The following is a 12,618-nucleotide window of genomic DNA, read 5'->3' on the forward strand; positions in this document are numbered from 1 at the left end:
TTTTATTGTAAAGAAAGTAGTGGAACGATGTTTGATCCAATTGTATTTGATAATTTAAAAGTGGTTGTGGAAGGGGAAATATACGATTTAGATTTATCGGGGCAAGTATCGGTTGTAAATCGTGAAGACTTAATGGACTTAGCTCGGTTTACGAGGACGTATCGTATTTCATTTCAGCAGCATTCGTGCTGTACGGCAACCTTGGCTCTTTCAACGGATTTAGATAGCATCCATGCTGAGTTAACTCCGTCTCGTCAGGAAAAGCCAGGCTGTACGGTATTTATTGCTTTTTATATTAAGCAAGCCGTTGCTTATACGATTGAAGACTGCAATGAAATTCGCACGCTGTGTAAAAGAGTTTGGGGAGAGAATCGAGTAATTGAACAACGAGTGATTCATGAAGTTGACACTGACGAATATGAAAATGAAGTAAAAGTGATGTTTAACCGCTTTGTTTATGAAGACCAAGTGGCCGATTTAATTGAGATGATTGACTATATGCTCCAAACAATGGACCAGTTGAAAAATTATTATGACCAGCAAGCACATGATAAGCGCTTATAAATTGTTGAAACGACATCTCATACATTACAATAAAGGTATGAACGATACTTTACTAAATGGAGGTCGAATGTATGTCAGTTTATAAGTATTCTGCAAAAACGATTAAAGGTGAACAAGTGTCGCTTTCCCAATACGAAGATAAAGTTTTGGTCATTGTTAATACAGCAAGTAAGTGTGGATTTACTCCGCAATATAAAGAGCTTCAAGCACTTTATGAAGAGATGAAGGACCAAGGTGTAGAGATTCTTGGATTCCCTTGTAACCAGTTTGGTGGTCAAGAGCCGGGTAGCGCAGGTGATATTGAACAGTTTTGTGAACTTAATTACGGAGTATCTTTTCCGATGTTTGATAAAGTGGACGTGAAAGGCGAACATGCACACCCTCTATTTACATACTTAGCTGAAGAGGCGCCCGGTGTGTTTGGATCTAAAACAATTAAATGGAACTTCACTAAATTTCTTGTGAACCGTCAAGGAGAAGTAATTAAGCGCTATGCGCCACAAACTTCACCAAAAGATATAAAGAAAGACATTGAAGAATTAATATAAGGCAAAGCAGGTGAGCGTAGTGTTCATCTGCTTTTTTGTTACTCAAACACCCTGAGCTTCTTTGTGGTAAAATGAATTGAATAAATGCGTTTCATAAGGAGGCTAAGATGAAGCGAACGATAAAAGAAGCAGAAGCATTTGTGAAAGAGAAGCTCGCACATGACACTACGGGCCACGACTGGCAGCATATTAATCGCGTGCGCAATTTAGCTATGATTCTATGTGAAAAAGAAGGTGGAAATAAACAGGTAGTCGAACTGGCTGCTTTATTTCATGATGTTGTAGATGATAAACTAGTGGTTGATGTTAATAAAGCTTACAAAGAAGTAGAAGAGTGGCTGATTGTTCACAGGATTAGCGAAAAGGATTGTCATCATATTATACATATTTTAAAAACAGTGTCTTTTAAAGGTGGAAACCGTCCGGACATGACGACGTTAGAAGGAGAAGTTGTGCAAGATGCGGATCGCTTGGATGCAATTGGAGCAGTGGGTATCGCGCGAACATTTATGTATGCAGGAGCTAAAGGAACACCTTTATACAATCCTTCAATTGAGATTCGGGACGTGATGTCGGAACAAGAATATCGAAATGGAAAGTCAACGGCTGTTGCCCATTTTTATGAAAAGCTACTGAAGTTGTACGAAGGAATGAATACATACACAGCTAAAGCAATTGCAAAGGAACGTCATGACTATATGCTTGGCTTTTTAGCACAATTTAAGAAAGAGTGGAATTATAACAATGAAAATGATTACGATTGAAGAATTAACAAAAACGTATGGGGAAAAGAACTTATTTAATCATTTAACCTTTACCATTACTGAAAATGAACGAATTGGCTTAATTGGTGTCAACGGTACAGGAAAGTCAACGTTGCTAAAAATTATTGCAGGACTGGAAATAGCCGATGGTGGCGAAGTCATGCACGCGAAGGATTACCGCATTACGTATATGCCTCAACACCCGGATTTTAATCCTGAACTTACGGTGCTAGAGCAAGTCTTCAGCGGTGATACGCCGCTTCTTCAGTTATTAAAGCAATATGAGCTTGCGCTGTACGAGCTCCAGCAAGATGCTTCGAGTGAAAAAGCGCAGCAGAATTTATATGATCTTCAGCAAAAGATGGATGCAATGAACGCATGGGAAGCGAACTCTAGTGCCCAAGCCGTTCTAACGAAGCTTGGTATTACCAATATGCAAGAGAAAATTGGGGCATTATCTGGTGGTCAGAAAAAACGTGTTTCCATTGCTCAAAGCTTAATTCAAACGCCGGATCTTTTAATTTTAGATGAACCGACAAACCACTTGGACTATGAAACGGTAAAATGGCTAGAAGAATATTTAGCGAAGTATCAAGGTGCCGTTTTACTCGTAACGCATGATCGTTACTTCTTAGACGCCGTTACGAATCGCATCTTTGAATTAGATGGTGGTAATTTATACAGTTACAAAGGAAATTATGGAGCGTTTTTGGAAGGGAAAGCACTTCGTGAAGAGCAAGAAAAAGCAACGCAATCCAAGTTAAGTAATTTATACCGTAATGAATTAGCTTGGATTCGACGTGGTGCCAAGGCGCGAACAACGAAGCAAAAGGCGCGCATTCAACGATTTGAAGAACTTGAAGGAAAAGTAGGAAGTACTGAAAAAGAGGGACTGGATATAAGTTTAGCAGGCAGTCGTTTAGGAAAAAAAGTTGTTGAACTAAAAGAAGTGTCAAAAGCATTTGAAGGTAAGATGCTCTTGAACGATTTCACTCACATTGTGAAAAAAGGAGATCGGATTGGGATTGTCGGTAAAAATGGAAGCGGGAAGTCAACGCTTTTAAACATGCTTGCTGGTCGTATTGGACCTGATAGCGGAGAGGTTGATCGTGGGCAAACTGTTAAAATTGCGTACTATACGCAAGAAAGTGACGATATGGACTTAAATAAACGAATGCTAGATTATATCAAAGAGTCAGCTGAAATCGTCCAAACGACGGATGGAAAAGTAATTTCAGCTTCGCAAATGCTTGAACGTTTTTTATTTCCTTCTCATACACACGGAACGCCTATTCGAAAGCTTTCAGGTGGAGAACGTCGTCGCCTTTATTTATTGAAGCTTTTAATGACCTCACCGAACGTGTTGCTGTTAGATGAGCCAACCAATGATTTAGATACACAAACGTTAACGGTTCTAGAAGACTATCTAGAGGAATTTCCAGGCGTTGTTATTACTGTTTCACATGATCGCTATTTCTTAGATAAAGTCGCTGACTACTTGTTGGTCTTTGAAGGAGACGGCGTCATTTCAACCTATTACGGTGCTTATACGGATCAGCTGGAAGAAGCAAGACGTCAAAAGCAAAAACAAGTGCAAGAGACCAAAGTGAAAGAAGAAAAGCCTAGAGTACAAGAAAAGCAGAAAAAGCGTCGCTTATCATATAAAGAGCAAAAAGAATGGGATGAAATTGAAGATAAAATTGCAGCCAAAGAAGAGGAGATTGAACGCTTAACAGCTGAAATTGAACGAGCTGGAAGTGATTACTCCAAAGCCCATACCTTATCGATGGAACAAGAGCAAGCAAACGATGATTTAAATGAGCTGCTAGAACGCTGGACGGAGCTTTCGGAACTAATTGAAGAAATTGAAAATGCGTAAAAAAGCAGGTGATTAGACCCTCTGTTTTTGAGCATGTTACAATGTAAAAAAATGAAATTGAGGAGTATGAGTGTATGAAGATTAAATCTATTGAACCCACACCAAGTCCGAATACAATGAAGATCAATTTAAATGAAGTGTTGCCTGGAGGAAAAAGCAACAACTACCATAAAGATAATAGTCATGAAGCCCCAGCGGTTATTCAAGAAATCATGAAGGTTGAAGGCGTAAAAGGCGTATATCACGTCGCTGATTTTTTGGCAGTTGAGCGTAATGCAAAATATGATTGGAAACAAATTTTACCTCAGGTTCGCGCAGCTTTTGGAGAAGACATACAGGATGAGACTGAAAACCAGCAGATTAATGAGCACTACGGGGAAGTGAGCGTAGCTGTTCAACTGTTTAAAAATGTCCCTATGCAAGTAAAGTTAACGGATGGAACAGAAGAGAAGCGATTTGGGCTTCCAGATCGTTTTGCAAAAGCGGTTGCTGAAGTTCAGCAATTTGCATCAAACGTTGTATTGGAGCGTAAATGGAAAGAGCAAGGAGTTCGCTACGGTGAACTAGAAGCAATTGGAGAAGATGTTGTAGAGGAATTATCAGCAGCTTATCCTGAGGAGCGTTTGAATCGACTTGTCCAACTTGCAAAGCAAGAGGAAAGTGGAGAGCAAGTTGTAAAGCCACGCGAAGCATATAAAGTAACAGAAGAAATGTTAGATGAGGAAGATTGGACAGTTCGTTATGCTCATTTAGAGCAAATGAATCCAACAGAAGAGGATTTACCCGTTTTGAACAAAGCGCTTGATGATGAAAAAGCATCCATCCGCCGCTTAGCAACGGTCTATCTTGGAATGATTGAATCGAAAGAAGTCCTTCCATTCTTATATAAAGCTTTAAAAGATAAATCTGTAACGGTTCGTCGTACTGCAGGAGACTGTATGTCAGATTTAGGGTTTGAAGAAGGGATTGCGGCGATGTGTGAAGCGCTACAAGATAAAAGTAAGCTTGTGCGCTGGAGAGCAGCAATGTTTTTATACGAAGTAGGAGACGAAACAGCTTTGTCAGCCTTAAAAGCAGCGGAAAACGATCCAGAGTTTGAGGTTGATTTACAAATTAAACTAGCAATTGAACGAATTGCAGGCGGAGAAGAAGCAAAAGGATCCGTTTGGAAACAAATGACGGAAAGTCGTAAAGGGTAAGAGAAAAAAAGAGGCTGGGACATAAGTAATTCAACCAATGATAAACCTGAACGATTGAGAGTTTCTCACTTTTAATCGTTCAGGTTTTTTGTTGATTGTGAAAACAATGTTGGAAACAGGGTGGAATGGAGCGTAGGACACTCGACTCCTGCGGGAAAGAGAGGGAAAACTGAGATCCCGCAGCGCAGCGAGGAAGCTCAGGTTCCTCCCCGCGGAAAGCGAGTGGCCGTAGCGCAATGGAACGAACGTGTTCAGACAAACCAAAAAGATTGGAACAGCTATTGTTCGTCTCTTAGAAGCAATCATTTTGTTATGTCCCAAACTCTTTTTTTATGTGTGAAAAGGAAACTGCAATGGTTTCATTGTATTATTAATCGTCATAGATTGATAATGATTAGAATGTAAATAGGTTAATATAGTTGGCAAAGACTGTGCCGTAAAAGGCTTATCGTGAAATAAGATAACCGGTGTTTGTTCGCTTGCATTCACATGTTCAATGTGTGGCTCAATGGATTGAATGATTTTTGGCGCAGAGCGTAGCGCCCAATCCTCACTGTCAATATTCCAGTCCCACAGCTGGTAACGAGAAGTCAGCTGTGTTCTATGCGGTTCCTTTAAGTACGGCACGCTACCAAAAGGTACGCGGATGAGCTTGCTATCAACGCCAGTCACGTCCTTAAGAGCTTTTAAGCACGTTGTCATTTCGTTTAAAGCAGCGCCATCTTGCCCGTACATCTGATGAATATCATGTGAAACTCCATGACATCCGACGCTATGCCCTTCAGCAACAATGCGCTTAGCGATGTCAGGATATCGGTCAATTTGATTCTTTAATAAAAAGAACGTTGCTTTGACGTTGTAGTCTCTTAGAGTATCTAAGATTTTTGGAGTATCATTGTTAGGTCCGTCATCAAACGTAATAAAAATTGGTTTAGTAAGCGGTTCGTTGCGATCGTTTAGCGTATTTGCTAAATACGCGCTGTGATGTAATGTGTTTAACGTCTTGCCTGCATAGTTTACACCGTTTTCTTTTTGTGGCATTGGTGTGTAAGCCAAGGGTTCTTTTGCTGCTGCACTCATTGTTTGTGCATTCGTATACTTGCCAATTGCCACCAATAAAAGAAAAATGAGTAGTACTAAGCTAATTCCAATGTAAAATTGTTTTGATTTCTGTAAAGCCGGTTTCAATTGAAAAAATCCTTTCTATGTATAAACTTCTACCTATAACTATAGTATAAAAAATGGAAGAATAATAGTAAAATACGGCAAAAATTGAACGAATTTTAGTAATTGCTGTTTCTTCTCAATTTATGTGGTACTGAACCGAGCTCTAGCTAGATTTTTCCTGGCATTTGTAGTATGATGTGTGGATGAATTATTGTAAGGAGGAAGATTACGATGTCAATGGCATATGAAGAATATATGCGTCAGCTTGTTAAGCCGATGCGTGAAGAGTTAACTCGTGCTGGGTATAAAGAGCTTACAACAGAAGAAGCGGTAACAGAATTTATGGAAAATGCAGAGGGTACAACGTTTGTTGTTGTGAATTCCGTATGCGGATGCGCTGCTGGGTTAGCTCGCCCTGCGGCAACACAAGCATTTTTACATGCTGAAAATAAACCGAATCAAGCGGTTACTGTATTTGCTGGCCAAGACAAAGAAGCAACAGCAAAGATGAGAGAATATTTTGGTGATATTGAACCATCTTCTCCATCAATGGCTCTATTAAAAGGAAAAGAAGTTGTTCACTTCATTCCACGTCACGAAATTGAAGGTCAATCATTAGAAGCCATTTTTGAAAATATTTTAGACGGTTTTAACAAGCACTGCTAATTTATAGCGTGCTACGAAGTAGGTGAATAATGTAAGACGCGAAAAGGATGTCTTCAGGCATCCTTTTTCTTCTGCGTAAATAATGTAGCTTAGGTGGAAAGGAGTAAAATCAATGATTGTAACGACAGCTGGGAGAACGGATGAAGAGATGATTAGATTTGCTAAAAGCGTAGCAAATGATTTGCACATTCCATACGTTGCTCGAGCAAAAACATCTGTGAAAACGTTGCAGAAAAAAGAAAAATCAGATCTTTTAGTTGTTGGAAAAGAGAGAATGGAACTACATATCCAAGAAGCAGAAGAACCATTTTTCTTCCATCCAAACTCAGCGATGTTTCGGGCAAAGCGGTTATTAAAAGGTGAACAAGACCCGTTTATTCAAGCCGCAAAATTAACAACTGGTATGAGCGTATTAGACTGCACGCTAGGACTTGCTTCCGATAGTATTATTGCCAGCCTTGCCGTCGGAGAAAGCGGGCTAGTAAAGGGATTAGAAGGAAATCGTTTTATGGCGTATTTATTAAAGCAAGGCTTAAAAACGTGGAAAAGTGGTATTCGTGAAATAGATGAAGCGATGAACAGAATCTCTGTCGTGCACCAAACATTCGAAACATATCTTCATTGCTGTGAAGATAATTCATTTGATATTGTCTATTTTGATCCCATGTTTGAAGCAAACCTTGCTGACTCTAACGGAATTCAAGGGTTAAAGCAACTTGCTTTATACACACCGCTAACGGAGCAAGTTATGACGCAGGCAAAGCGAGTTGCAAGGAAGCGTGTTGTGCTTAAAGATCATTACAAAAGCACGCGTTTTCATGAGCATCAATTTCATGTGTATAAGCGTAAAACCGCCGCTTTTCATTACGGTGTTATTGAGATAAAGGAAGGTAGATAAAATAAAAATATGGTTTGTATTCACTATAAAAGAGGTAGAGGGAAACTAAAAGCAGTATAAAAAAATTTTTAAACTATATTTTTTAAGTAAGAAAAAAGTTTTTAAAAAAAGGTGAAAAAAATTGAAATATGATACAATACACACTATATTAAAAATAGTTGAATGAAAGAAGAATTGAAAGGATCGATAAAGATGCCTAGATGGTTGAAAAGAATGCTCGTTGTATTAATTACGGTATTTACATTTGGGCTTGTCACGCCACCTGAGTATTTATACGTTGATGACGCGAAAGCCGACAAGCAGCATAAATCAGGCTATATACGTGATGTTGTGCCTTCCACAACCACGTTTGAAGATGCTGAGCTTCCCTCTATCCACTTTAAGTTTGAAGATGTTGATTCATTTGTTGCATATGCAATGGACCAAGCAGAGAAACAGTCCGTTGAAAAGTTTGGAACGAAAATTGGCCCTGTTATTGAAGAGGAGTTTCGAGGGGCTGTCCTACCAGAGATTGAAAAAGTCCTTACTGATATTGGCACAGAAAGAGAACAAGATATTACAAACCTAGAGATAAGTGAGCATCCAGCTTCGGGTTACGGAGAGAAAATTTTTCACGTTTATGATCTGCAGTCTGGGCAAGATTTAATTCGCTTTCATGTGCGGCGAGAGAACCCTCCAAAAGATGGGTATTGGTTTAACTTCCATTATCATAAAGCAGAAGATAATTTTCAAAAACACTATACGTTAGGGAAAATTTATTGGAACCGTAATATGCCTCCAAAATGGATGTCGTAATCAGGTTCAGTGACTAAAACTAGATTTTGATAAATCTAGTTTTTTTATTTATCTCTGCTGATAGGTTGTATGAGAAGAGTAGATGCCAAGATTTGCTTGGGAGTCTCCCTAGCTTTATGTGATAGCATAAAGCTAGGGGAGGAACAGCAGGTGAAAAAGAGAATCTTATTTGTTTGCATGTTATTGCTTGGCATGGGTCCAGCAATAACGTATTCTTCGTTTGAAAGAAATTATACGCTATTAAAAAATGTGGATATTGGAATGGAAACAAGCAACCAATCATACATTTCTCGCTATCTAAATGAAATAGTTTACATCCCAAAAGACAACTATAACGAACAAGAAGTAATGACTAGCTTGCACTATATTAGTCGCATACCGTCCCCGCTCTTAAAAGAAATGGCTCAAAAAGAAATTAATATAAAGTTGTTTAATGGCCAGCTAACCGATGAGCCAGGTTTTTTATTTTTAAAAGGAAAAGTACCAAGAGGCTATGAGCTTTCGAGTAAAGTGTGGGACGACGTCCCTGGGGCGGGAGGTTCAAAAACGGTTTACGTAAAAATTGGTCACAGCAAAAAAGGGCAAGGGCACGGTTCGGTCAATCTAGAGCTTCACGAGATTGCTCACACGGTTGATCGTCATATTTTACACAACCTCCGTCATAAAGAGAAATTTTTAACGGTTTGGAACGAAGAGAAACAAATATTATTTCCAAATCAACATTACTTTTTAAACTACCCAGAAGAATACTTTGCTGAAGTATTTGCAATGTATTATGCAAATTCGTTTACGCGTACTTATTTGAAAGAAAATGCTCCGAAAACAGCTCGTTACTTAGAAGAAGTGATTGGTGGACGGAACTTTTAAGGTGCCAAGCAAGTAATATGATAAATCGAAATGAATTCGTTATAATAGAAATGAGTGATTTGACAAAGATTGTTAAACACGAACATAATTGTATGAAGTTTGGTATTGGAGGATTTAGTAATGAAAAAGATTACAGAGGAAAAGCAGTTTCATGAACAAATCAAAAGAGAAGAGCTAAGCGTTGGTATCTTCACAACAACATGGTGTCCAGACTGTAAACGCCTTGATATGTTTATTGGTGAAATTATTGAAGAAAACCAAGATAAAGCTTGGTTTGAAGTGGATAAAGATGAGTTTGAAGAACTTTCTGCAGCAAACAATGTAATGGGAATTCCGTCTCTTCTTGTTTATAAAAATGGTGAGAAAATTGCACATCTTCATAGTGCAAATGCAAAAACACCTGAAGCAGTGCGTGAGTTTTTAAGTTCAATCTAAGTTGATTAGCTACTTGTTTACATAAGCAAGTAGCTTTTTTGTATAGAGTTTTGCTAAACGTCCCGCTCTTATTTTTTAAGAGTCTTTCTTGTCTTTAAACACTTTATTAGATAAAAACAAGCTTGTAGAACACGAACGTACGTTTTGTAATTTAAATGTGGGAATACATGGTAATATGGAGGGGTTTTGAATGTACATAACAGGAGAAGATTTTATTAAAGAGTGGAACCGCGAAGCCATGCTAACTCAAAAAGTTTATACAGAAGGTCGTACTCTAGGAAGAATTGTGTGGCACTTTACAACAAATATTCCAGACTATTTGGCTCATTTTGGGTTGGAGATAGATTAGCTAGCAAATGCTGAACATGTACCCTCTTCCGCTAAAGAGATTGCTGGAGTTTTCAATAGAATTAGCTTACAAGCAGCGAAAGCTATTAACCAGCAGTGGATAGATGAAGCGTTAAAAGAAGTTCAAACAGCCTTTGGTCGACAAGAGACGAATGCTCAAATTTTAATGGGATTAATCAAACATATTATTCATCACCGTGGACAAGTTACGGTACTTATGCGTCAAGCTGGAATTGAACCTTTTGGTGTATACGGTCCCACCAAAGAAGGATGGGTTGGTGTAGGCGTGGAAAACCCTCCTGTTTAAAAGTAATTAGGCTATAAAAAAAGAGTCTTTTCACAGACTCCAAAGACTTACCCCTAAATTTTCAGCCTATCATAATGATACAATAGCAAAAATGTTTATATCTTACTATTACTTTGCTAGAACTTCTGACCTAAAATGTATGAAAGTTATGTCGATTTTCTATTTCCATTTTGAATGGAGTGCGTTATACTAAGACAGGTGAATAATCGTGAAGCAATAAGGTCTCAATTTTAACATTGAGTGAAAAGGGAAGTTTGGTGCAAGTCCAACGCGGTCCCGCCACTGTAAACGTTAGATGTCTAAAGATGCCACTGTTTGAAAAGTGGGAAGGCTTAGTACATCATATACGTAAGTCAGGAGACCTGCCTTATTGTCAACTGTGAAACCTTCGAGGAGAGGGGAAGCAGGGTATTTGACGTACATAAACAATGCGAAAGTCATTCGCATCATTTAACGTTACCTGCTTTACTTTCGATTGAAAGTAAAGTTTTTTTATGTGTGCTGAGCGACTTCATAACCGATACATAATTAGGAGGGGTTATCAAAATGAAAAAGTGGTTATTATCTGTTATTGTTGCGATGTTCCTTGTTGTTCTTGCAGCGTGTGGGGCAACTGATGAAGGAAGCAAACAAACAGAGCAAACAAAGCAATCAAAAGAGCAAGCTGTTACGGTTAAAGATGCAAGAGGAGAAGAAGTAACGGTTGAACAAGCACCCAAGAAAATTGTTTCTCTTATGCCAAGTAACACGGAAATCCTCTATGAGTTAGGTCTTGAAAAAGAATTAATCGGAGTAACAAGCAACGATGATTATCCTGCAAGCGTGAAAGAAAAAGAGCAGGTAGGAGATATGAATATCAACGCAGAAAAAGTTATTGCATTAAATCCAGACCTTGTGTTAGCTCATGGTTCAAGCATAGGAATGTCGGATGAAGTTTTTAAGCAAATTGAAAGTGCTGGTATTCCATTATTTGTTGTAAATGATGCAACTGATTTCAATACTGTGTATGAAACGATTGGGAACATCGGAAAACTAACGAACAAAACAGATGAAGCAAATAAAACAGTAAAAGAAATGAAAGCTGCTGTTTCAGAAATTGAAGAAAAAGCGAAAGAAATTAAAGACGAAGATCGTAAGAAAGTATGGGTAGAGGTTTCACCTGCGCCTGAGATTTATACAACTGGTAAAGGTACGTTTATGGATGAAATGATTAAAATAATCGGAGCAGAAAACGTAGCTGGAAATGAAGAGGGATGGGTAAAACTTTCGGAAGAGAAAGTGGTTGAGCTAAATCCAGATACAATCGTTACAACATATGATGGTGACGCCAACGAAATCAAAAATCGTCCAGCATGGAGCGATATTACAGCTGTAAAAGAAAATCAAATCGTAAACGTTGATTCTAATAAAACAAATCGACCTGGACCACGAATTGTAGAAGGGTTAGAAGAGTTCGCGAAAGCCGTATATCCTGAGGTGTATAATTAATCGAGAAAAGGACCATATTCCAATTCAAAAAGGAATTGGTCCTTTTTTATCGTTACGTCTTGAGCAGGATGATGAATTATTAACGATGAAAACAAGTATACCGTTTAAAGCGTACAGTTCAGGCGTACTAGGAGATGGTATGCTTGAGACTAACGTTTTTTATAATCGTTTTGTACACAAATACTACCGTGCTGATTCACCTGCTGAAGAATATAGAGCATTTTTAAAAGAAAAAGGCTTCGTTTATGATAAAGTAGTAGGGTTGATGACGGCTGTTTATTTACGGAACAAATCGGTTTATACATATTGTAAAGATGGTCTTACAGTCTCATCTATTATTACTGCCGGAGTTGGTAATGCCGTTGATTTGACGTCTGATGATATTACTCCATTTTCTTCAGGGCCTGGAACGATTAATATGTTCATATTTATTGACGGGAAATTAACGGATGCTGCGTTTTTACAGCTGTTTATCGCAGCAACGGAAGTGAAAACGCGAATGCTTTACGAGCTGGGAGTGCAAGATTCGAACACAGAGACGCTTGCGACAGGAACATCTACTGATAGCATTTGTATTGCCGCAAGCCAAACCGGTAGCATGTATGAGTACGGTGGGTCCATGACGGCTCTGGGACAAGCGGTAGGAAAGCTCGTTAAGCTAAGTTTACTTGAAACCATTCAAAAAAGGTGATG

Annotated in this window: 13 protein-coding genes, 1 pseudogene and 1 riboswitch; of the genes and pseudogenes, 13 read left to right on the forward strand and 1 reads right to left on the reverse strand. The window is 38.7% G+C overall.

Annotated features, from left to right (window positions below; translation table 11 throughout):
- Window positions 1–27 precede the first annotated feature (27 nt).
- From A2U94_RS11110 to A2U94_RS11130, 5 genes are all read left to right on the forward strand, one after another.
- Complete coding sequence (locus tag A2U94_RS11110) at window positions 28–564, forward strand: hypothetical protein (RefSeq protein WP_025907688.1); 537 nt, start codon at window positions 28–30, stop codon at window positions 562–564.
- 71 nt (window positions 565–635) lie between these two features.
- A complete protein-coding gene (locus A2U94_RS11115; RefSeq protein WP_025907689.1) occupies window positions 636–1,112 on the forward strand; it encodes a glutathione peroxidase in 477 nt (158 codons plus the stop codon).
- 107 nt (window positions 1,113–1,219) lie between these two features.
- The gene (locus tag A2U94_RS11120) at window positions 1,220–1,876 is read left to right on the forward strand and encodes an HD domain-containing protein (RefSeq protein ID WP_025907690.1); all 657 of its coding nucleotides are present in this window, start codon (window positions 1,220–1,222) and stop codon (window positions 1,874–1,876) included.
- Window positions 1,857–3,755 carry an ABC-F family ATP-binding cassette domain-containing protein gene (locus tag A2U94_RS11125; RefSeq protein WP_025907691.1) on the forward strand — a complete coding sequence of 633 codons (1,899 nt, stop codon included), beginning with the start codon at window positions 1,857–1,859 and terminating at the stop codon, window positions 3,753–3,755. Before A2U94_RS11120 ends, A2U94_RS11125 begins: the two co-directional genes overlap by 20 nt.
- Before the next feature lie 74 nt (window positions 3,756–3,829).
- Complete coding sequence (locus A2U94_RS11130) at window positions 3,830–4,954, forward strand: conserved virulence factor C family protein (protein WP_025907692.1); 1,125 nt, start codon at window positions 3,830–3,832, stop codon at window positions 4,952–4,954.
- A gap of 330 nt (window positions 4,955–5,284) precedes the next feature.
- On the opposite strand, the gene A2U94_RS11135 is transcribed toward A2U94_RS11130, so the two are convergent.
- On the reverse strand, window positions 5,285–6,142 hold the full coding sequence (locus A2U94_RS11135) for a polysaccharide deacetylase family protein (protein ID WP_035319866.1): 858 nt from the start codon (window positions 6,140–6,142) through the stop codon (window positions 5,285–5,287).
- Window positions 6,143–6,352: 210 nt separating this feature from the next.
- Between A2U94_RS11135 and A2U94_RS11140 the strand changes: the two genes are divergently transcribed.
- The 8 genes and pseudogenes from A2U94_RS11140 to A2U94_RS11175 all read left to right on the forward strand — a co-directional run bounded on the left by A2U94_RS11140 (window position 6,353) and on the right by A2U94_RS11175 (window position 12,616).
- On the forward strand, window positions 6,353–6,787 hold the full coding sequence (locus tag A2U94_RS11140; RefSeq protein ID WP_025907693.1) for a BrxA/BrxB family bacilliredoxin: 435 nt from the start codon (window positions 6,353–6,355) through the stop codon (window positions 6,785–6,787).
- A 112-nt stretch (window positions 6,788–6,899) separates the two neighbouring features.
- On the forward strand, window positions 6,900–7,685 hold the full coding sequence (locus A2U94_RS11145) for a class I SAM-dependent methyltransferase (RefSeq protein ID WP_025907694.1): 786 nt from the start codon (window positions 6,900–6,902) through the stop codon (window positions 7,683–7,685).
- Window positions 7,686–7,877: 192 nt separating this feature from the next.
- Entirely contained in the window at window positions 7,878–8,480 is a 603-nt protein-coding gene (locus A2U94_RS11150; protein ID WP_025907695.1) for a YpjP family protein, read from the forward strand.
- A 150-nt stretch (window positions 8,481–8,630) separates the two neighbouring features.
- Entirely contained in the window at window positions 8,631–9,347 is a 717-nt protein-coding gene (locus A2U94_RS11155) for an anthrax toxin lethal factor-related metalloendopeptidase (RefSeq protein WP_025907696.1), read from the forward strand.
- Window positions 9,348–9,467: 120 nt separating this feature from the next.
- On the forward strand, window positions 9,468–9,782 hold the full coding sequence (locus A2U94_RS11160) for a thioredoxin family protein (RefSeq protein ID WP_025907697.1): 315 nt from the start codon (window positions 9,468–9,470) through the stop codon (window positions 9,780–9,782).
- 190 nt (window positions 9,783–9,972) lie between these two features.
- Window positions 9,973–10,437 (forward strand): annotated as a pseudogene (locus A2U94_RS11165) (DinB family protein).
- A 202-nt stretch (window positions 10,438–10,639) separates the two neighbouring features.
- Window positions 10,640–10,821: riboswitch (cobalamin riboswitch) on the forward strand.
- 162 nt (window positions 10,822–10,983) lie between these two features.
- The gene (locus A2U94_RS11170) at window positions 10,984–11,925 is read left to right on the forward strand and encodes an ABC transporter substrate-binding protein (RefSeq protein WP_025907698.1); all 942 of its coding nucleotides are present in this window, start codon (window positions 10,984–10,986) and stop codon (window positions 11,923–11,925) included.
- Window positions 11,926–11,959: 34 nt separating this feature from the next.
- The gene (locus A2U94_RS11175; protein WP_488175719.1) at window positions 11,960–12,616 is read left to right on the forward strand and encodes an adenosylcobinamide amidohydrolase; all 657 of its coding nucleotides are present in this window, start codon (window positions 11,960–11,962) and stop codon (window positions 12,614–12,616) included.
- The last annotated feature ends 2 nt before the right edge of the window (window positions 12,617–12,618 follow it).

Origin of the sequence: Bacillus sp. VT 712 (assembly GCF_001614195.1) — a bacterium.
GTDB classification, from domain to species: Bacteria; Bacillota; Bacilli; order Bacillales; family Bacillaceae_H; genus Priestia; species Priestia flexa.

Coding starts and splice junctions, on each gene's coding strand:
- A2U94_RS11125 (WP_025907691.1), top strand. CDS start 1,857: ATGAAAATGATTACGATTGAAGAATTAACAAAAACGTATGGGGAAAAG.
- A2U94_RS11145 (WP_025907694.1), top strand. CDS start 6,900: ATGATTGTAACGACAGCTGGGAGAACGGATGAAGAGATGATTAGATTT.
- A2U94_RS11130 (WP_025907692.1), top strand. CDS start 3,830: ATGAAGATTAAATCTATTGAACCCACACCAAGTCCGAATACAATGAAG.
- A2U94_RS11170 (WP_025907698.1), top strand. CDS start 10,984: ATGAAAAAGTGGTTATTATCTGTTATTGTTGCGATGTTCCTTGTTGTT.
- A2U94_RS11150 (WP_025907695.1), top strand. CDS start 7,878: ATGCCTAGATGGTTGAAAAGAATGCTCGTTGTATTAATTACGGTATTT.
- A2U94_RS11120 (WP_025907690.1), top strand. CDS start 1,220: ATGAAGCGAACGATAAAAGAAGCAGAAGCATTTGTGAAAGAGAAGCTC.
- A2U94_RS11110 (WP_025907688.1), top strand. CDS start 28: ATGTTTGATCCAATTGTATTTGATAATTTAAAAGTGGTTGTGGAAGGG.
- A2U94_RS11115 (WP_025907689.1), top strand. CDS start 636: ATGTCAGTTTATAAGTATTCTGCAAAAACGATTAAAGGTGAACAAGTG.
- A2U94_RS11140 (WP_025907693.1), top strand. CDS start 6,353: ATGTCAATGGCATATGAAGAATATATGCGTCAGCTTGTTAAGCCGATG.
- A2U94_RS11160 (WP_025907697.1), top strand. CDS start 9,468: ATGAAAAAGATTACAGAGGAAAAGCAGTTTCATGAACAAATCAAAAGA.